20 protein-coding genes and 1 tRNA gene are annotated in these 19812 nt (G+C 59.5%); 1 reads left to right on the top strand and 20 read right to left on the bottom strand.

Annotated elements, in window-relative coordinates:
* Nucleotides 1–98 precede the first annotated feature (98 nt).
* Complete coding sequence (locus DYI20_RS03415; RefSeq protein WP_110100432.1) at nucleotides 99–548, bottom strand: FHA domain-containing protein; 450 nt, start codon at nucleotides 546–548, stop codon at nucleotides 99–101.
* A 212-nt stretch (nucleotides 549–760) separates the two neighbouring features.
* Nucleotides 761–834 (bottom strand) — tRNA-Pro (locus tag DYI20_RS03410).
* 124 nt (nucleotides 835–958) lie between these two features.
* On the opposite strand from DYI20_RS03410, the gene DYI20_RS03405 reads away from it, so the two are divergent.
* On the top strand, nucleotides 959–1492 hold the full coding sequence (locus DYI20_RS03405; RefSeq protein WP_110100431.1) for an adenine phosphoribosyltransferase: 534 nt from the start codon (nucleotides 959–961) through the stop codon (nucleotides 1490–1492).
* Nucleotides 1493–1517: 25 nt separating this feature from the next.
* Here DYI20_RS03405 and der read toward each other — a convergent pair whose 3' ends face one another.
* The 18 genes from der to DYI20_RS03320 form a co-directional block, all read right to left on the bottom strand.
* The gene (der, locus tag DYI20_RS03400; protein WP_122548879.1) at nucleotides 1518–3047 is read right to left on the bottom strand and encodes a ribosome biogenesis GTPase Der; all 1530 of its coding nucleotides are present in this window, start codon (nucleotides 3045–3047) and stop codon (nucleotides 1518–1520) included.
* Nucleotides 3044–3769 carry a (d)CMP kinase gene (gene cmk / locus DYI20_RS03395; RefSeq protein WP_110099303.1) on the bottom strand — a complete coding sequence of 242 codons (726 nt, stop codon included), beginning with the start codon at nucleotides 3767–3769 and terminating at the stop codon, nucleotides 3044–3046. Before cmk ends, der begins: the two co-directional genes overlap by 4 nt.
* Before the next feature lie 3 nt (nucleotides 3770–3772).
* On the bottom strand, nucleotides 3773–4903 hold the full coding sequence (locus DYI20_RS03390) for a prephenate dehydrogenase (protein ID WP_110100588.1): 1131 nt from the start codon (nucleotides 4901–4903) through the stop codon (nucleotides 3773–3775).
* A 44-nt stretch (nucleotides 4904–4947) separates the two neighbouring features.
* Nucleotides 4948–5865 carry a pseudouridine synthase gene (locus tag DYI20_RS03385; protein ID WP_110099302.1) on the bottom strand — a complete coding sequence of 306 codons (918 nt, stop codon included), beginning with the start codon at nucleotides 5863–5865 and terminating at the stop codon, nucleotides 4948–4950.
* 6 nt (nucleotides 5866–5871) lie between these two features.
* A complete protein-coding gene (gene scpB / locus DYI20_RS03380) occupies nucleotides 5872–6453 on the bottom strand; it encodes an SMC-Scp complex subunit ScpB (protein ID WP_233487846.1) in 582 nt (193 codons plus the stop codon).
* Nucleotides 6446–7318, bottom strand: a complete 873-nt coding sequence (locus tag DYI20_RS03375; protein WP_158524701.1) for a segregation and condensation protein A — start codon at nucleotides 7316–7318, stop codon at nucleotides 6446–6448. Before DYI20_RS03375 ends, scpB begins: the two co-directional genes overlap by 8 nt.
* Nucleotides 7315–8175 carry a ParA family protein gene (locus DYI20_RS03370; protein ID WP_110099358.1) on the bottom strand — a complete coding sequence of 287 codons (861 nt, stop codon included), beginning with the start codon at nucleotides 8173–8175 and terminating at the stop codon, nucleotides 7315–7317. The genes DYI20_RS03375 and DYI20_RS03370 overlap by 4 nt, the downstream gene beginning before the upstream one ends.
* A gap of 195 nt (nucleotides 8176–8370) precedes the next feature.
* Nucleotides 8371–9354: a site-specific tyrosine recombinase XerD gene (gene xerD / locus DYI20_RS03365; protein ID WP_110100429.1), complete on the bottom strand. Its 984-nt coding sequence runs from the start codon at nucleotides 9352–9354 to the stop codon at nucleotides 8371–8373.
* Complete coding sequence (locus tag DYI20_RS03360; protein WP_110100428.1) at nucleotides 9323–9994, bottom strand: NUDIX domain-containing protein; 672 nt, start codon at nucleotides 9992–9994, stop codon at nucleotides 9323–9325. Before DYI20_RS03360 ends, xerD begins: the two co-directional genes overlap by 32 nt.
* Before the next feature lie 61 nt (nucleotides 9995–10055).
* Nucleotides 10056–11783 carry a DNA repair protein RecN gene (gene recN / locus DYI20_RS03355; RefSeq protein WP_110100427.1) on the bottom strand — a complete coding sequence of 576 codons (1728 nt, stop codon included), beginning with the start codon at nucleotides 11781–11783 and terminating at the stop codon, nucleotides 10056–10058.
* 16 nt (nucleotides 11784–11799) lie between these two features.
* Complete coding sequence (locus DYI20_RS03350) at nucleotides 11800–12954, bottom strand: NAD kinase (RefSeq protein WP_110099297.1); 1155 nt, start codon at nucleotides 12952–12954, stop codon at nucleotides 11800–11802.
* Nucleotides 12955–13076: 122 nt separating this feature from the next.
* Nucleotides 13077–13889: a TlyA family RNA methyltransferase gene (locus tag DYI20_RS03345; protein WP_110100426.1), complete on the bottom strand. Its 813-nt coding sequence runs from the start codon at nucleotides 13887–13889 to the stop codon at nucleotides 13077–13079.
* Complete coding sequence (locus DYI20_RS12275) at nucleotides 13886–14053, bottom strand: hypothetical protein (protein WP_158524631.1); 168 nt, start codon at nucleotides 14051–14053, stop codon at nucleotides 13886–13888. Before DYI20_RS12275 ends, DYI20_RS03345 begins: the two co-directional genes overlap by 4 nt.
* Entirely contained in the window at nucleotides 14046–14843 is a 798-nt protein-coding gene (locus DYI20_RS03340; protein WP_110100425.1) for an HAD-IIA family hydrolase, read from the bottom strand. The genes DYI20_RS12275 and DYI20_RS03340 overlap by 8 nt, the downstream gene beginning before the upstream one ends.
* On the bottom strand, nucleotides 14840–15739 hold the full coding sequence (locus DYI20_RS03335) for a tetratricopeptide repeat protein (RefSeq protein ID WP_110100424.1): 900 nt from the start codon (nucleotides 15737–15739) through the stop codon (nucleotides 14840–14842). The genes DYI20_RS03340 and DYI20_RS03335 overlap by 4 nt, the downstream gene beginning before the upstream one ends.
* A gap of 258 nt (nucleotides 15740–15997) precedes the next feature.
* Nucleotides 15998–17266: a dihydrolipoamide acetyltransferase family protein gene (locus DYI20_RS03330; RefSeq protein ID WP_158524700.1), complete on the bottom strand. Its 1269-nt coding sequence runs from the start codon at nucleotides 17264–17266 to the stop codon at nucleotides 15998–16000.
* Nucleotides 17267–17277: 11 nt separating this feature from the next.
* The gene (locus tag DYI20_RS03325; protein ID WP_110099293.1) at nucleotides 17278–18264 is read right to left on the bottom strand and encodes an alpha-ketoacid dehydrogenase subunit beta; all 987 of its coding nucleotides are present in this window, start codon (nucleotides 18262–18264) and stop codon (nucleotides 17278–17280) included.
* A gap of 24 nt (nucleotides 18265–18288) precedes the next feature.
* Nucleotides 18289–19272 (bottom strand): thiamine pyrophosphate-dependent dehydrogenase E1 component subunit alpha, encoded by a 984-nt coding sequence (locus DYI20_RS03320; RefSeq protein WP_110100421.1) that lies wholly within the window; start codon nucleotides 19270–19272, stop codon nucleotides 18289–18291.
* Nucleotides 19273–19812: the final 540 nt, after the last annotated feature.

Below are 19812 nucleotides of genomic sequence, written 5' to 3'. Positions count from 1 at the left end.
CACGGGTACAACAGATCACCACTCGGTTCCCGCACAGCGAGCCGATCGCTCTAGCACATCACGGGAGTCACCCTCGAGCTACGCTAGCCGAGGTGGCGCTACTGAACCGGTTGAATACCTTCGTAGTAGGTCAACCGGAATTTGCCGATTTGAACTTCCATACCGGACCGAAGCTTGACTGAATCAACGCGGTCTTGGTTGACATAGGTGCCGTTAAGCGATCCGGTGTCGTAAAGGACGAAACCGTCTTCGACGCGCTGGAACTTCGCGTGCTGGCGGGAGACAGTGACGTCATCGAGGAAGATGTCAGCCTTGGGGTGCCGTCCGGCGACGACTTCATCACGGTCGAGCAGGAATCTGGACCCTTGGTGTGGACCTTCGTGGGCGACCAAAAGAGCCGAGCCGACGGGCAGAGCATTAATTGCTGCCCGATCTTCTGCGTTCAGAGAGCGTTCACTGATTGGCTCAAATCGAGGCAAACCGACCGTGGTCGTCTCGATTGATTCGTCCTGGGGCTCTCCTCCAGGGACCGCACCCTCATGTGCCATACCGCTCGCATGTCCTTCCTCAACGTGACGCACACGATGTGATCGCGTGTGACCTCTGAAGTCCCTATTCTATCGGTTTCACAGCCGTGATGCACTGAGAAATTTTGACGATATTTTGTCAACGAGAACCGGTTACACCGCCGGCAACAGCACATCAGAAAAGCCCAGCTCAGACATCGTGCCTGAGCTGGGCTTGTTGCTGATCTATTCGGTCGGGCTGACAGGATTTGAACCTGCGACCCCATCACCCCCAGTGATGTGCGCTACCAAGCTGCGCCACAGCCCGAATCGTGTGGTCTCCGAAGAGCACCTGGAATATACTACACCAGGTTAACCCGGAATGACGAAACGGGAGGTCGACGCGGAGATGACCGGCACGGACGTGGTGCGAACACCGTAGACTGGAGACCATGCAACACTCCCCGGTTTCCACCGCAGAACTTGATCGTGCGCTGTCCTTGATTCGTTCGGTACCGGACTATCCAGAACCGGGGGTGACATTCCGCGATATTACTCCACTCTTGGCCGACCGGCGGGCCTTCACCTCTTGCATGGCAGCCTTGATCGAACCATATGCTGGTGAGTTCGATGTCGTCGCCGGAATCGAGGCTCGGGGGTTTATCTTGGCTGGTGCCTTAGCGGTCGAGGCCAACCGTGGCTTCATCCCGTTGCGCAAAAAGGGCAAGCTCCCCCAGCCGGTTGCCTCAGTGAACTACAACTTGGAATACGGCACGGAAACCATGGAGGTTTCGGCCGACCTGGCCCCGGGGATGAAGGTGTTGCTCGTTGACGATATTTTAGCTACCGGCGGGTCGTTGCGGGCCGGAATGGATCTGATCCAGGCCCGCGGTGCCGAACTGGTCGGTATCACGGTGTTGCTAGAACTGGCAGGTCTCGGCGGTCGCGAGATTATCCCCGATGCCAAGGCCCTGTTTAGGCTCTAATCCTGGCCACTGTGTGGCGTGTGTGTTAACGCTTGCGCTTTTCGCGGATCCGCATGGTGATCTCAATCGGCGTCCCGGTAAAGTCAAACGTCTCCCGAAGCCGACGCTGAATGAACCGACGGTACCCGGGGTCCAAGAACCCGGTGGTGAACAACACAAATTTTGGAGGCCGGGCTGAGGCCTGGGTGGCAAACAGGATGCGAGGCTGTTTGCCCCCACGCACCGGGTGCGGATGGGCCGCGACCAGTTCCCCAATAAAGGAGTTGAGCTGACCGGTGGGGATGCGCTGATCCCAGGACGTCAGCGCAGTATCAAGGGCCGGCACCAGCCGGTTGTTGTGCCAGCCGGTTTTGGCGGAAATATTGATGCGTGGCGCCCAGGACACGTGGCTGAGGTCCAGATCGATTTCGCGTTCCAGATCATCCCGGCGCTCCTCATCCATCAGGTCCCATTTATTGAAGGCCAACACCATGGCTCGCCCGGACTCCAACACCATCTGGATAATCCGCACGTCTTGTTCGGAGACCACTTCGGGGGCTTCCATCAGCACCACGGCTACCTCAGCGCGGTCCAGGGCAGATTTGGTGCGCAGTGAGGCGTAGTAGTCGGACCCAGAAGCCATGTGTTGCCGTCGCCGGATGCCGGCGGTGTCAACGAATTTCCAGGTGCGACCATCCAGGGTGATCAGCTCATCGACCGGGTCGCGGGTTGTTCCCGCGGTATTGTCGACGACCACACGTTCAGCATTGGCCAGCGTGTTCAGCAACGAGGATTTACCCACGTTGGGTCGCCCCACCAGCGCCACTCGGCGCGGCCCGGTGAGATCTGGAGCCTGACCGTAGGCGGATTCTTCCGGCAGGGTGGCCACCACCGCATCGAGCAGGTCACCGGTGCCTCGACCATGGATGCCCGAGACCGGGAACGGGTAGCCGAAGCCCAGGCCCCACAGCATCGCCGCGTCAGCTTCCTGGTTCATCCCATCGACCTTATTGGCCGCCAGGATCACCGGCTTGCCGGATTTACGCAACATGGTGACCACTGCTTCGTCGGTGGCGGTGATCCCCACGGTGGCATCGACGACGAACATCACCGCATCGGCGCGTTCCACCGCGCGTTCGGCTTGTTCAGCAACGCGAGCGGCCATACCTTTGACCCCGTACTCCCAGCCACCAGTGTCAACCAGGGTAAAGTCCACGCCGTTCCATTCGGCCTGATACTGCACCCGGTCGCGGGTGACACCGGGAACATCTTCCACGACGGCTTCCCGACGGCCGATGATGCGGTTGACCAGGGTGGATTTACCCACGTTGGGGCAACCGACCACGGCCAACACGGGAGGAACATGGTTCGGTTGGAATCGGAGCGGATCCTCATCCTCGCCAGCTGCTAACAGGGCGGTGTCCTCGTCATCGAGGTCATACTGTTCCAGTCCAGCCCGATACGCAGCTTCACGGTTGCGGTAGTCCTCATCGGTCAGCGCCGCAAAGGACTCGTCGACGGTGTCGGGACCCGAGGGGGTGAACTCAGTGTCGTCGTGGTCGTCACGCTCGGTCATGATCGGTATGTCCTCTCCGCCAATTGAGTCTGCACTGCCTGCAGTGCACTGGCAATCGTCTCGTCCAGATCCAGCTCGGTGGAATCCACCAGGGCCACCCCGTCGGCCGGTGTCATGAAATCCACCACCGAGAGGTCTCGTTGGTCCCGCTCGGTAATTTCGGCGCTTAATGCTTGGGTTGATTCTTGCTGTTGTTGCAGTCCCCGTCGGGCCATCCGAGAGGTCTCGGAGGCGGTCAACAACAGTCGCGCATCAGCCTGCGGGGCGACCACGGTGGTGATATCTCGACCTTCAGCCACAATGCGCGGGCTACCAGCGATGAGCTGACGTTGCCGGGCAATCAGAATCTCGCGTACCTGGGGAATGGTGGACACCGCCGAGACCATCGACGAGACGTTTGGGTCCCGGATGGCCTCGGTGACATCGGAGCCATCCAGCAGGATGAGTTGGGCATCAGGGTCGAGGTCCTGGTGCACCGGGATGGTTTGGACCAGCTCGATGATTCGTTCGGTCCGCTCCGGGCTGGGCGCAGTAGCCAGGTCCACTCCCTGGTGGTGGCACCACAGCGCGGCGGTGCGATACATCGCCCCGGTGTCCAGGTAGCGAGCCTGGAAATGTCGTGCGAGAGCTTTCGCCACGGTGGATTTGCCCGACCCTGACGGCCCGTCGATGGCAATAACCAACGGCGCCTGAGCGGTGTGGTCAGCACGGGGTGAAGTCATCAGCTAGAGCACCTTCCATCCTCGAGAGGTCAACTCCTGCACCAGGAGATCCTTTTGGCCCGGCAACACCGAAATCTCTAACATTCCGACCTGGTACCCAGCGGAGTGGTCCATGCGCAAATCCTCGACGTTGGTACCGACCTCGGCGACATCCTGCAAGGCCGCGAGGATCTGGCCGGGCGAGTCGTCCACCAGCACGGTGATAACCGCAAAGGATTGCGCAGGGTTGCCGTGTTTACCCGGAATTCTGGCCTGTCCACGGTTGCCTTCATCGATCAGCTGGGCCACGTCCAGGCGCGCCCCGAGAGCGGTGGGGTCCTCCAGGGTGGAAATCAGGCGGTCGAGATCAGCTTTCATCCCGTAGAGGTGTGGCAGGATTTCGGTGGAGTTAGCTGCCAGAATCTGGACCCACAGCCTGGGGTCACTCCCAGCAATTCTGACCGTATCGCGCAACCCGTTGCCAGCCAGTTCCAGCGCCTGAGACGGAATATTCTGCAACCGGCTGGCCAGCAGACTCGCGGTGATCTGGGGCATGTGTGAGACCAGGGCCACCGCACGGTCGTGATCAACCGGGTCGAGGCGGTAGACGGTCGCACCTAGCACCCGAGCGAGATCTTCGGCAACGGCCAGGGCGGTAGCAGCGGTGTCTGGCCGGGCGCATACCACCCAGGGGGCAGCAGTGAATAGTTGGCCACGGGCAGCGACCGGACCAGATTTTTCGCGTCCGGCCATCGGGTGGGTACCAATATACCGGGTGGCGTCCTGACCCGCGATCACACCGGTCTGGACTGCTTGATGCACCTGATCGGCGATGGCGACTTTCACCGAGGCGATGTCAAGGACCACCGCATGCGGGTAGTGCTGGAGTGAGTCAACCACTGTCTGGCCGGTGACGTCCGGGGGTGCTGCGATCACCACGGTACCCGGCTGAGCTTGCGCGGGGTCACAGACCGCTCCCGCGCCAATATCGGCGGCCACTGCCAGGGCGGAGGGCGATGGGTCGGACAAGAGCACCTCGACTCCGGCGGCGCGCAGGCCCAGACCGATGCTGGTCCCGAGCAGTCCGGTGCCACGAATCAACACGGGTTCGGCAATGGCATGCCGCTGGGAGACTTCTTCGGTTGCCTCGGCCAGCGCTTGGGTATCGACCCGCTGAGTGCGGGAAAAACGTGGCTGGCTCACAGTCCCACCTCGGCCATCAGGTGCCCGATTTCTTGCTGGTTAAGCACCCGGAGGGTGCCTTGACGCTGGTCACCAAGCACAATGGGGCCGTGCGCGACCCGGACCAAGCGTTCCACGGGATAGCCGACGGCTTTCATCATCCGGCGCACAATTCGGTTTTGTCCCGAGTGCAAGGTGATTTCACACAGCACATGTCCGGGAGTCGAATCCACCACCCGGAAGGAGTCCACCGAGACTATGCCGTCCTCTTCGACCTCAACGCCGGCGCGCAGTTGGGCGCCCACCCCTTTAGCCAACGGCCCGCGAACCTGTACCAGGTAGGTTTTGGCAATCTCGTAGGAGGGATGCGACATCCGGTTGGCCAGTTCTCCATCGTTGGTCAGTAGCAACAGGCCTTCGGTCTCATTATCTAGCCGGCCAATGTGGAACAGGCGCTGATCGGTGGTTTCGACGTAGTCAGCCACACAGCGTCGACCCTCGGGATCGTGCATGGTAGAAATCACGCCACGGGGTTTATTGAACGCATAATAGACGGTTTCGGGGTTGGTGTGGACGCGGATTCCGTCGACGACGATCTCGGCGGTTGTCGGATCCACGCGGGTGCCCAGCTCGGTGACGAGCACGCCGTTGACTTCCACCCGGCCTTCGGTGATCAGGTCCTCACAGACGCGGCGGGAGGCTACACCGGCCGCGGCCATGACTTTCTGCAGGCGTTGTCCATCCGGGGTGTGCTGAGCGCGCGCTGAACCGCGTCGGGCGGAAGCCGACGCGGAGCGCTGGGACTTTTGGACGGATTTCACCGGGCCAAGGGTGCGGTCGTAGTCTGCTCCGGAGAAGGGCCCGCCTTTCTGCCCTGCTTTCGGGGTACGACGGGACGAGGAATGTCCGGAGCCTCGCGGCTTGCGGGTTGCCATACAGAGTTATCCTTCGGTGTCGTTGGGAATGTCCAGATCGGTAAGATCAGCCAACCCAGGAAGTAAGGGAGAAAGTTTCGGCAGGTCTGCGACAGAATCGAGACCTAGTAATTCTAAGAAATATCCGGTGGTTGTGTACAACACAGCCTGGGTGAGCGGGTCTTGACCCGAATCTTGGATCAAGCCTCGGGTTTGCAGGCTCCGAATCACCGAGTCGGAGTTCACGCCCCGAATTTGGGCAACTCGTGAACGCGTAGTCGGTTGCAAATAGGCTATCACTGCCAGGGCCTCGGAGGCAGCAGGTGACAGTTTAGCGGTGGCACCTCTGACCATGAATCGTTCCACAGTCTGCTCATACTCACCACGAGAGTAGATCCGCCAGCCTCCAGCGACATCGCGCAGTTCGAACCCCCGCCGGGGTCCGGTAGCTTCACCGTCGTAGTCGGCGCGTAACCGTTCGAGGGCCTGGAGTACCTCCGTTGGGGTGGCTTCGGTGGCTTGGACCAGCTGATCGATAGTCACCGGCTCTTCGATGACCATCAGCACCGCTTCGAGGCTGGCCCGTAGCTCGGCCAGAGACTCAGTCATGCTCCCCCTCCGTGACAGACGGCTCGGGGCGGAGCCGGGCATCACGTTCGGGGTGCCATTGCACCTGGATGTCATCTAGCGGATGGTCTTGTTCCAAGAAGATCAGCCGGTCCCGGTAGAGCTCCAAGAGACCCAGGAACCGTGCCACCACGGTCATGGTGTTGTCGGCATCGGCGACCAGCTCGGTAAAACTCATCCGTCCAGCCTGGGCTAACCGGGAGGAGAGGATACTGACTTGTTCCCAGACGGAGACCACCGGTGAGTGCAAGTGATCGGTACCGACCTGGTCAGGGCCATCCTCGACGGGAGTTCGGGAAAAGACTTGCTGCGCCAGTTGCGCGAATTCTTCGACGGTGGTGTTGAGCACCAGTGGTGGGAGAAAGTGGCTGTGGGCCGGTTCAGGACCGGGCCGTCGTGGCACCGCGCTGGCATTTTCGGCCATGCGCTGGGTCATCAGCGCAGCAGCCTGTTTGAAGGCTTTGTACTGCAACAGACGGGCAAACAACAGATCTCGTTCTTCCAGTAGCGCCAGTTCTTCGTCTGGATCCGAGATCCCAGCCGGCAATAGCCGGGCGGTTTTGAGATCTAACAGGGTCGCTGCCACCACCATGAACGAGCTGGTTTCATCCAGTGCATCAACCGTGGACTCAATGGTGCGCACATAGGCCAGGAACTCGTCGGTGACCTCCGCCAGGGCGACTTCGGTCACCTCCAGGCGTTTGCGGGCGATCAGTGACAACAACAGATCAAAGGGTCCCTCAAAATTTTTCAGGCGAAGCTGAAAACCGCCATGGTCGGTCTCCTCGAAGTCTTCGGGGTGCGCTGTAGTGGTGAGGGCATCGCCGGAGAGTTCGGCGAGGCTCACGGTGCACCACCACGACAGATCAGCTCCCGGGCCAGTTGCCGATAGGCCTGAGCACCCGGGTGGTTGTGGGCGAAAGTGGTGATCGGTTCTGCTGCCACCGTGGCGTCGGCAAATTTAATCGTCCGGGAGATGACGGTTTCGAAAACCTTATCGTCAAAGGCTTCAACGAGTCGACCGACTACTTCTTTGGAGTGCAGAGTACGCGCATCGAACATGGTGGCCAACACACCGTCGATTTCGAGGTCGGGGTTGATGCGGTCTTGAACCTTCTCAATCGTTTCTACCAGCAGAGCCACCGCGCGCAGTGCGAAGAATTCTGCGGTCAACGGGATGATGACACCGTGGGAGGCGGCCAGCGCGTTGACGGTCAGCAATCCGAGCGAGGGCTGACAGTCAATGATGATCACATCGTAGTCATCGCGTACCTGGCGCAGTGCCCGTTCGAGCACTTGTTCACGAGCCACCTCGTTGACCAGTTGCACTTCAGCAGCCGACAAGTCAATATTGGCCGGCAAGAGGTCAATATTCTCGTGTCGGGTGGGGATGATGGCATCGCGAGCAGTGATGTCTCGCTCCATCATCACGTTGTACACGGTCAGATCCATCTCGTGGGGATTGGTCCCGAAGCCTGCCGAAAGCGCACCTTGCGGGTCAAAGTCGACCATCAGCACCTTTCGCCCGTATTCAGCCAACGCTGCTCCAAGGTTGATCGACGAGGTAGTTTTGCCGACCCCACCTTTTTGGTTGACCATCGCAATGATACGTGCCGGACCGTGGGTTTCGAGTGCCGGGGGGTTGGGGAAGTCGTGTTTAGGGCGGCCGGTGGGCCCCATCACCGGTTCTCCGGTGACCATCATGACGGGTAACGGTTGCTGTTGGTCGTTCACGGTCTAGACAGCTCCTGCAAAACTTCTGGTGTATGATCTCCCCGGGGTTAGTGACCCTCGAAAATTCTTCTAACACTACCCTAATGGGAAAGTCGCAGTTTAGCCGTTGTTCACTCTCTTTCTCGGCGAGCCTTGAGGTTAAAGTGCAACCTGAAGGTATACACTTTAGGACCTCATCGCCCGCGGGTGCGCGGTCGCATATACCTCGCGCAAACTCTCAGCGGTGACCAACGTATATACCTGTGTGGTGGTCACGGAAGCGTGTCCCAACAGTTCCTGGACCACCCGCACATCAGCTCCCCCAGATAATAAGTGGGTCGCAAACGAGTGTCGCAACGTGTGTGGCGACACCTCGTCGGTGAGCTGGACCCGTTGGGCGGCTTTTTTCAAAATGGTCCACCCAGATTGGCGAGAGAGCCGGGAACCGCGCAGATTGACAAACAGTGCCGCTGTGCCCCTCCCCCGGGAGACGATGCCCGGGCGTCCCCGACGCAACCAAGCGTCTAATGCCCGGTAGGCGTAGGATCCCAGCGGCACGATGCGTTCTTTGGATCCTTTGCCGAACAGTCGCACCACCGGTTGGGAGGTGCCATCCAGAGCCTGGACAATATCGTCAACATCCAGGGCCACCGCTTCAGAAATCCGGGCTCCGGTCGCGTAGAGAAATTCCAGCAGCGCCCGGTCCCGTAGCCCAGCCGGGGTATCCGGTGAGGGTGCTTCCAACAGACGGGCAACCTCGTCGATGCTCAGAGCTTTCGGCAGGCTCTGTTCCAGGCTGGGTGGCGAAACCTCCCGAGCCGGATCGTGGTCCACCAACCCTTCGACCGCCCAGAATTCGTGTGCCCCGCGCACGGCGGCGAGCATCCGCGCTGCCGAACGGGCCACCACTGCGGTCTCGCCATCGGCCCCGGTGCGGATGGTTTGTAAGAACCCGGTGACGTGATGGGTGGTGACCTGGCTGATGTCGTTCAGCCCCTGGGAGACCAGATAGTTCACGTAGCGAGTCAAGTCATGTTCGTATGCTTTCAGAGTGTTCTCCGATAGGCCCCGTTCAATACTCACCGCATCGAGGTACCGCTGGGCTGGGGTGCTTAAACCTGCCGGGTACTCGCGCGGATCAAGCACCGCTACGACCCAACCACTTATCATCCAGCTCGCGCACCGGCCAGGATGGCTGGGTTGAACCCACGGTGTAACTCATCACCGCCATGATGGTGTTGGCATTGTGAATCTCGCCGGCCAGTACTGCCTGAATGACCCGGTCACGGTCCACCCAGTGCAGTTGCATCCCCACCTCTTCGGCGTGTAGCTCCGCCCGGTTCTCTTCGGGAATCTGGGCCACTTCGCGCGCCAGAAAGATTCGGGTCCCTTCGGTCGAGGCCCCGGAGGTGGAGAAATGATCCACCAGAATCTGCCAGTCTTTGGCTTCCAGGCCAGCCTCTTCGGCCAGTTCCCGTTGGGCTGCGGCTACCAGCGATTCGCCGCAGACGTCCAAGAGCCCGGCCGGGATTTCCCAGCAGAACGTGGACACCGGGTGACGGTATTGGCGCACCATCGCCACCTGATCCCGGTCGTTGAGCGCCAGGACCGCCACTGCCCCGGGATGGGCCATATATTCTCGGGTCAGTTCCTGGCGTTTGCCGCCGGCGTCCAGCTCGAAAGTATCGCGTCGGATATCCCAGACCACCCCGTGGAAAGCAGTTTCCCGGTGCCTCACCGGCGCCCGGTAGCTCTGATCCACACAGTCCTGGGTCTGGTTGGCGCGCTGATCTTCGTCACGGTTCTTCACGATTTCTCGAATCCTCTCTAGCACCGGGGCCTGACGGAGCGCCCGGGGTTCACTGAGTGAGTTAGTCGCAAAGTTGCGACTGGTCTAGTAGCTCGCGGGCGTGTTCCTGCGCCGAGGAGGAGTCAGCATGCCCGGCAAGCATGCGGGCCAGTTCTTCAACTCGTTCCCGACGGGTCAGTTCCTGTACATCCGAGGTCGTCACCCCGGCCGCGGTATCGGGATTCTTCGTGACTTTCAGGTGGTGATCTGCCCAAGCTGCCACCTGTGGCAGGTGAGTCACCACAATGACTTGAACCCGACGAGCCAGGGCGGCCAGACGTTGTCCAATCTGTACGGCGGCCTCTCCCCCGACCCCGGCATCAATCTCGTCAAAAACGAAGGTCGGGACCGGGTCGGTATCGGCCAGTACCAGCTCGAGTGCCAGCATGACGCGGGAGAGCTCGCCTCCGGAAGCACCTTTGCCCAGTGGCACCGGGTCGGAGCCGGGGTGGGGCCGTAGCAGAATGGCTACATCATCTGCTCCAGAGGGCCCGAAGGTCTCTAACGGGCTGACCCGGACCGTCAGTTCGGCGGTGGGCATCAACAACCCGTGCAGTTCGTCCGTAACTTTCTCCGATAGCATCTCACCGGCACCCAGGCGCAGGGAGCGGAGCTGTTCTGCTCCCTGCGTGACGGCCTGGTGGAGCTGTTGTTCTTCGGTCTCAAGCTCTTCAATGCGACCGGTATCGCCCTGTAGCTCATCGAGTCGGGACCGGTGGTCCTGGGCCCAGGCCAGCACGTCTGTCAACTCGGGACCGTAGAGACGTTTCAGCCGATCCAGTTCAGCTCGACGCTCTTGGGCCTGGTCCAACGCGTGCGGGCCTTCATCATCGAGCCCGGCCAGATAGCTGGCCAATTCGGTAGAAATATCGGCAAGCTGGATCCCCACTTCGCTCAGCCGTTGTGCGAGTTGCTGAAGCACCGGATCATCTCCCGGTGAACTCGCCAAGGACTGTCGAGCAGCCTCCACTAACACTTCTGCGCTGGGCGCATTCAGATCGGTGTCGTCTTCACCGGCCAGCCCGCCACGGGCGGTAGTTGCTGCGGACCTGAGGTCTTCAATATTTTCCAGTCGCGCAATGGTGGAAGCCAACTCTTGGTCTTCTGCCTCGGTGATCTCGGCCTCGTCGATCTCCTCCAGCGAGCGTTGCAGGTTCTCGGCCTCTAGTGCCCTGTCTTGGGCTTGGGCGCGTAGCGCCTGGAGTTCTTCTCGAACTGCGTTCCAGCGAGAGAAATTCTTCCGATAAGTCTCCAGCGTGTCTTTCAGCTCGGCTCCAGCAAAGGAATCCAGAGCTTGGCGTTGAGCGGTCGCAGAACGCAAGCGCAATTGTTCGGACTGCCCATGAATGGCGATGCAGTGTTCGCCCACGGCTACCAACAAGCTCACCGGCACACTCCGGCCACCGGCGGTGGCCCGGGAGCGAGTGGATCCGGAGGATTCGGTCACTGTCCGGGAGACCAGCACCTGGACGTTGTCCTCCAACGGGTCTACAGAGCCACCAGCTTCTTCAACCAGCCCGGCCACGGGGTGATTCTCGGGCAGAATGAATTCAGCTTCCACCGCGGCCTTGCGGTCTCCGCGACGAATCAGCGACGCATCAGCCCGGCCTCCGAGCAACAGGTTCAACGCGGTGACAATCATCGTTTTCCCGGCCCCGGTTTCACCGGTCAGGGCAGTGAAACCCGGCCCGAGGTCGAGACCCCCGGATTCGATCACGCCCAGCGACGAAATGCCTAGGTGCTCTATCACGGTACTGGCCTCCCCTTTAGTCCTCGGACCGGTTTGACGTCCGGTCTGCTCGTAATTGCGCCCTGGTCACCAGCGGATTCTTCTCATCAGCTTTCGTCACCACCGGCAACTCGGTGGTGCGCGGCTCGGTGACTTCGACTTTGGGTGCCAAGTGGTGTGGCTCCACGACTTCAACCCCGGATGAGCCGGTGGAGGCTGCGGACTGACGACGCGCCAGGGATCGGGCGGCTATTTCTGCCCGATCGGCTTCTGAGATCGACCCACGCCATCCCTTGGTGGGAAGCTTGAACTTGCGGACCAGTCGTTCGGAGAAGGGCGTGTGCGACAGCCGTGCCAGGCGCACTGGCTGATCCGAGCGGGTGACTTCCACCCGAGCTGCCTGGGGTAGATCCACGGTTCGACGGCCATCGCACCACAGCACCCCGGCCTCATTGGTGCGTTGCAACACGTCCACGGACATGACCGAGCGCGGCGAAACGACCAGGGGCCGGGCAAAGAGCGCGTGGGCAGACAGTGGCACCATCAGCATCGTTTCGACTTCGGGCCAGACGACCGGTCCTCCGGCTGAGAAAGCATAGGCAGTCGAACCGGTCGGGGTAGCCATCACGACCCCGTCACATCCGAAGGTGGAGATCGGGCGATCATCGACCCCGATGACGACCTCGAGAGTGCGTTCGCGGTTGGATTTTTCGACCGAGGCTTCATTCAATGCCCACGTTCGGGCCACCAGCTGATCGTCAACTAAAACTCTGACATCGATGGTCATGCGCTCTTCAACGTCGTAAGCCTCTTCAGCCACCGCAGCCACGGTGGAGGGAATATCGGTGCGTTCAGATTCGGCCAAGAAGCCGATGTGGCCGAGGTTGACCGCCAGCAACGGCAGTTCGGTACCGCGCACCAGCTCAGCAGCCCGCAACACCGAACCGTCTCCGCCCAGCACCACGCACAGATCAATATCACCAAGCTGACCGGCATCTTCGAGAACGTCGGCCACCATGGTGCGACGGGGCACGGCCCCGGTGATAATGGCCTGATTGATCGCTTCGGCATCATCACGCATCATGACCGGTTGTAGCCCGTACGTTAACAGTTCGTCAGCAACATCGAGTCCGGATTGAATGGCATCTTCACGACCGGTGTGGGTCAGGATCAGAATCCTGCGTGGCGCCATTCCAATACCTCCAAGCTCGCGCGTCTCGCTTCAGATCACTGTACCGTCTCACGGGATCAGCGTGTACTTTTCGGCCAGCACTCTGTGGAGAAAACATCGGCACTGACCCGGTCAGTCAACCGTTACTCTCCCCAGTCTACGTTTTGGCGTCGTACCCAGTCGGCAAGCGCGTCGGCCGAGACGGCGGAGGGCCTTTTCACGGCGTGACAGAAGAATTCCCGGTTGCCATCCTGTCCTGGCAAAGTGGATGCGCTGAGCCCGACCGGGTCGAGCCCATGCCGGGCAGCAGTATGCACCACGCGAGTCACCGCTTGCAATCGGGCCTGGGGGTCGGTCACCACTCCGGATTTGGGGAGTGCTTTCTTGCCGACCTCAAATTGTGGTTTGACCATCAGCATCACATCGGCGCCGTCGGCACACACTCCACCCAGCGGTTCCAGCACCAAGGTCAGTGAGATGAATGATAGGTCGGAAACCACCACCTCCACGGGCTCCCCGAGCGTTTCGAGGCTCAGCGCGCGAATGTTCAGGCCTTCATACACGCTCACCCGGGGGTCAACTCGCAGCCGTGGCACCAGCTGGTCATGGCCCACGTCCACCGCGTGCACGTGTCCAGCTCCATGGTGCAATAACACGTCGGTAAATCCTCCCGTGGAAGCTCCGGCATCCAGGCAGGTAGCGCCCTTGACGTCTATTCCGCGGAAAATGTCCAAAGCACCGGCCAGTTTATGCCCGGCCCGAGATGCCCACTGCTGCTGGTCGGCCTGGGATTCCACCGTATCGTCGGAGGCAACTTTTTTCCCGGGTTTATGTACCACCTGGCCGTTGACGGTGATCACCCCCTGCTGAATCAAGCCTGCCGCCTGGCTTCGGGTGGGTGCCAGCCCGGCACTAACCAAATAGTGGTCCAACCGTTGCCCAGGTGTCGAGGTCACAGCGTGGGCCCTGCCGCATTCGGGTCGTTGAGATGATCCTGGAGCTGATTCAGCACCTGCTCGTATCGCTGACGCTCGGTGGCGATGTCTTGGTCCTGGATCCCGTCGAGAGTTTGGAGAATCTCGAGTAACCTGGCATCCGTGAGTTCAACGTCGTCATTCATGGGCGCCCTCGACCAATTGTCCCAAATGATCAATGATCACGTCAGGTTGTTCTGTTCTGTCACGACCGGCTACGTCGGCTGGCTGGTGGATTCCGGTGGTTACCAGGGCCGCAGTAAATCCCGCCGCATGTGCACCTTTAATATCGGTATCGAGCCGGTCACCGACCATCAGCGGGCGGTTCATTCCCTGAGCTTGGGCGGCCAGCTGGAATAATTGCGGTTCCGGCTTGCCAGCCACCACATCGGGGCCTCTGCCCACGGCCTGGGTGACCGCTCCAATCAGCGATCCGTTGCCGGGAGCGATGCCTTGTTCTTGAGGGATCGTCAGGTCCAAATTGGTAGCCACCCAGAAGGCGCCCCGGTGGATTGCGAAGCTCGCTTCGGCGAGATTCTTCCACCCGATTCCGGGGTCGAAACCTTGAATGACCGCCTCAGGCTGCTGGCTCGCGTGGTCCACCATCTGAAATCCGGCCTGTTCTACCGCTTGTCGCAGACTGTCCGAACCGACGACGAGGACCGTTGCTCCGGGCTGTTGTTCAGCGCGCAGTATTTCAACACCGGCTTGAGCTGAGGAGTACACGTGAGCTGGCGCGGCGTGGACGCCGAGCTTCTGGAGTTTCGCTGCCACGGCCTCGGTAGATTTCGAGGCGTTATTGGTTACGAAGCCCACGGCCACACCGTGATCGATGAGGTCATTGAGGATCTCGGCTCCGGAAATCAACTGGTCCCCGGCATAGACCACCCCGTCGAGATCACAGAGGAGCCCATCGTGTCCGTCACGAAGTTTCATCGGCGTAGGTTTCCTTGTCCCGAGTGTTTTTTCTGGGTGCGGGGACTTTTATCTGGCGCTGGCTCAAAATCTTCACCGAGGTCGATGATCGCTGGATCATCATCAGTCACCGAGAACCCGAGTGCTGATTCCGCTCGAGCGGTGCGTTGGCGCCACAGACGCGCTTCGCGCTCTTGTCCTGCGTTCTCTAATGCGTCCGCGTAAGCCGTAAATAGTCGCGGACTATAGCTAAAGGCCTTGTGCCGATCTAGTTCCGGAATCTGGAGCGCTGCAACGGCTTCCTGAGCGCGACCGAGGTCCTGCAAGATCCCGGAGACCACGATAGCAAGTTCGACCCGGACACGTTTGGTTAGTTTTTCTCGGTTGACTTCCGCGGCGGTTTGGAGTGCTTTTTCGCCACGCCCCAGGGCACGCTCACAGTCCACGATCTCCGGAATATGGGTATCGTCTCCCGAAATACGTCGATACGTCCGGAACTCGCGTAGCGCATCCTGATATTTCTCTGCTTCGTAGGCGGTGATCCCGACCGCTTCCCTGACCACCCCGATGCGACCGCCACGGCTGGAGGCGGCGCGTGCGTGGTCAAAGGCGAGCTCGGGGTCTGCTTCTAAGTACCGGGCGGCCATCACCAAGTGCTTGGCGACCTTGACGCGGTTGTGCTCTTCTAAAGCCGCTAGTTCGCGGGTGACAGCCACGTCCAGTTCCCGTCCGGTGACATCTCCGTCAATCTGTGGCTCCCGTGGGCGGTCCTTGCGCGGGCCCCGAACAGATCGCTGCCCGTGATGCCCACGCCCACGGTTTGGGTGTGACCGACCACCGTGGTTGTTGTGACGGTGCGGGCGCTGGCCTCCGTGGTCACGTCGTGGGGAGGACTGCTGTTCTGAATGTTCTGTCACTAACGAGCCGTTCTAACGATCGAAAATACCTTGCTACACGTCGGAGTTAGTCTACTAGAAAGCCACCGGTGTTGTTCGGTCAGACGAGGCCGGCTGAGCCACTGATCGGTTGAGAAACATCCTCAGGAACTGAAATCACTGTGCTCGCCACTCGCGCTTCTTCAACAGCGTGCACAGCAGACGTTAAAGCACACATTTCACGGTCGCTGTCGCCGTACCGAAGGACCAACGACCGTGAAATGTCAGCGTGGAGACTCGCTACAGTAGCTTGTTCGGTTGCCCCAGAAGGTCAACCACCTCGGCAAGGAACAACGCCGCAGGATACCCATCGTTCAACCGGTGATCCACCGTCAAACTCAAGGGCAACTCGTGGCGCCACACGAAGCCTGACCCAAACCGTGTCGGCACTTCACGAACCCGACCAATTCCCAAAATCGCTGACTGTGGCGGGTTAATGATGGGGGTGAAGAAATCAATTCCTTGCCCACCAAGTGCAGTGATGGAAAAAGTTCCTCCATCAAAGTCATCAGCGCCCAGGTCCTGGTCACGCGCACGTGTGGCCAGTTCCCGCGTGGTCTCTGCCATCTCGGCCAGCCCGAGGCGTTCGGCGTTGTGGATCACCGGAACAACGAGCCCGTCCTCGAGTGCCACCGCAAAACCTAGGTTGATCACGCCCGGATCGACGATGGAGTCGTCTTCCAGTCGGGAATTCAACAACGGATGGTGTCCGAGAGCGGCCGCTACCGCCCGCAGAACGGCGTCCATGTAGGACGGTTTCTTCACTCCGCCACCGACATCACCCCGGAAGGTTTCAAAGTCCGTGATATCCGCTGTGGTCGTCAGCGTATATTGTGCGGTGTCGGACAGGCTGGCGTGCATCCGATCGGCAATGACTTTACGTAGCCGTGGGATTTTCTCCCGCGTTTCGCCTTCTGCTGAGACGCCACCGGCTTCGGCCGTACTTGGTTGCTCCTGGGCTTGGTCATCGGCAGGTGCAGCGTCGCGACCTTCGATAACGTCTCGGACGTCTTGGGCCACAATCCGGCCTGAGGTTCCGCTGCCGTCGATCTGAGCAAGGTCGATGTCGTGTTCTTTGGCCAGTTTGCGAGCCAAAGGAACCACCCCGGTGATGCGACCGGATTTCATGCGAGCTTCTTCAATCCCTCGCGGTGCACCCGCATCATGCGAGGTGTTCTCGCTGGTGCGCCGCTCAGATTCGGTCGGTGATGTCGAAGTGGTCTCAGACGGTGACTCATCCCCGTCCTGAGGCGCTGCCTGTTGCTGCATCGCACCATCACCCACGACGCACAGCACAGTGTTAACCTCAACGGTGTCGTCTACGTCAACCAAAATTTCCTGAACGGTTCCCGCTGTTGGAGAGCTGACATCGTCGGTGACTTTGGCAGCTTCTATTTCAACGAGAGGTTGGCCAGCTTCTACTTCGTCGCCAACACTGACATACCACTGCGTGACGGTACCTTCACCCATTGACATGCCCCACTGTGGGAGCTTGATTTCAGTCGTCACAACGGCCCCTCTCATTCCATGGTTTGGTGTACGGCCGCAACGATGCGGTCGGCGTTCGGATATAGCGGTTTTTCCATCGACTGCGCGTATGGAATGTGAGTGTGCGGAGTGGTCACTCGCTGGATCGGTGCTTCCAGGTCCCAGAAACCTTCTTGGACAACTTCGGCCGAGATCTGTGAAGCAATCGAGGAAAAGTCATGACATGGGTCGGCCACAACAAGCTTTCCTGTCTTGGCGACAGAGGTCAGAATCGCTTCCAGGTCCAGAGGCAAAATCGATCGCGGGTCCAAGATCTCGGCGTCAATTCCTTCGTCGGCTAGTTGATTTGCTGCAGCCTCGGCAGCACCCAGTGCCCCGGCAACCGTCACGATGGTGACGTCTGAGCCTTCCCGTTTGATATCGGCCCGGCCCAAGGGAATCGTGAATTCCTCGTCGGCATCCGGAACTTCGCCACGTACACCGGTACGGGTGAAATCTTCCAGGACCACCACCGGATCGTCGGTTTGGATTGCTTGACGCAACAGCCCGTACATGTCTCTGGGCGTGGACGGCGCAATAATCTTCAGCCCGGGAATGGTTGCAAGGGTAGAAATCGGACGATCCGAGTGCTGGGCTGCGTTGCCCACGTTATAAATCATGGGCATCCGGATTGTTATGGGTAGCGATGCTTGACCACCGTAGATATATGTGGATTTCGAAATAATGGACACCAGTTGGTCCATGGCAACGTAGATGAACGGTGCAATTTCAATTTCGACGATGGGTCGCATCCCAACCATCGCAGCGCCCGCTCCAGTGCCAACGTAGCCATTCTCTGAAATGGGAGCGTCCCGAACACGTTCTAACCCGAACTGCTCTGAGAGTTTGCCATTCTTGTTCCCCGTTGTTCCGGTAATGTTCCAAGACACGTCCAAGCCCATGAGGAACACGTTCTCATCACGGGCCATCTCGTCACGTTGTGCTTCGACGATAGCGTCGAGATATGTCAAAGTACGCATTGCCTGTATCCTCTTCTCACACAGCTAGTGTCGAATCTCGACGGGTTCGGTGAATAGGTGGGTGAACGCCTCATCCGCCGATGGCTCCGGCGAGGCTTTGGCAAATTCAACCGCTTCATTGACTTCATCGATAATCGCTTCATCAATGCTGTCTAAATCAGCAATATTCAGACCGAATTCCTCAGCCTTATCACGGAACAGGACCAGGGGATCACGGTTCTCTCGCCACTCGTCGATCTCTTCGTCGTCCCGATATTCCTCAACGGGCAACCCAATCGCATGGTTCTCGAAACGGTAGGTGCGAGTCTCCACCAGCGAGGGTCCTTCACCGGACCGTGCCCGATCAACCGCTGTCTTGACCGCCTCATACACAGCCATGAACTCTTGTCCGTCAACAACAACGCCCGGCATATCGTAAGCCACGGAGCGGGCAGCGATTGATTCCGATGCCACTACCTTTCCCCAGGAGGTAAACTCACCATAACCGTTATTCTCACAGACGTACACGACGGGCAGATCCCAGATCGAGGCGATGTTGAGAGCCTCATGAAATGCACCTTCATTGGAAGCACCATCACCAAAGAAACATAAGGTGACCTGGTCTTTCCCCTGCAATTTCGTGCCCAACCCGGCGCCGGTAGCGACAGGCAGTCCGGACCCAACGATCGAGGTCTCCCCGAGCGACCCAACGGAGAAATCAGACAGGTGCATCGACCCGCCCTTACCTTCGTTAACACCGTCCACGCGGCCGAATAATTCAGCCATCAGCCCCTTGATATCGGCGCCTTTGCCGATAGGGTGCCCGTGTGACCGGTGTGTACCAACCATATAATCGGTCTCTTCAAGAGCTAAACACGACCCGACAATAGAGGCCTCTTGCCCCGCCGAAGTGTGAAACGCTCCATAAAGCTGACCATCAAGTAATAAATCTTTTGTTACTTCTTCAAACTGCCGAATTCGACTCATCCGCCGATAGGCTTCGATGAGCCGGTCCTCCTCGAGTTTCATGTTCCCGCCCCTCAACGTTTCCGCCTGAGGAAAGTCACCACGGAAACGTTCCGATGTGCAACTTGGACATTCAACTTTATCAGTAAATCGTTATCTAAACGCTCTACCGATATATTTAATATTACCAGGGCCACGCCCTCTGGGCCGACAGTTGAGGTGCTGATGCCCACAGCAACAACACGTCAAGAGCACTCAGGGAACGCGTTGCATTACCAAGAAACGCGCGGAAGTGATCGCCGTAGCATGAAGTCGGATAGAAACGACTGGACACTAGCTCATTGCGCCCGGGTAGCGGTCAGTGACAAACAATGATTGGAAGAGACTACAACAGATACACATAAAATAGCACAGTCCGAAGCACTGGCACTTTTTTAGCGCTGAATACGTACCTGCGTACCTGAACACCTCGATCAGGTGTTTGGTGGGTTAAATGGTGGTCGGGGACGAACAGAGCCTGGGCGGTGGTGGCGTCGTTGTCACCGGTGTGGTCTGTTCGTCCCCGACCGTGTAATGATTGTCCGGCGGTGTCCTACTCTCCCA

The organism is Auritidibacter ignavus (genome assembly GCF_003703835.1).
Classification (GTDB): Bacteria; Actinomycetota; Actinomycetes; order Actinomycetales; family Micrococcaceae; genus Auritidibacter; species Auritidibacter ignavus.
This window is presented reverse-complemented; position numbering and strand designations above follow the sequence as displayed.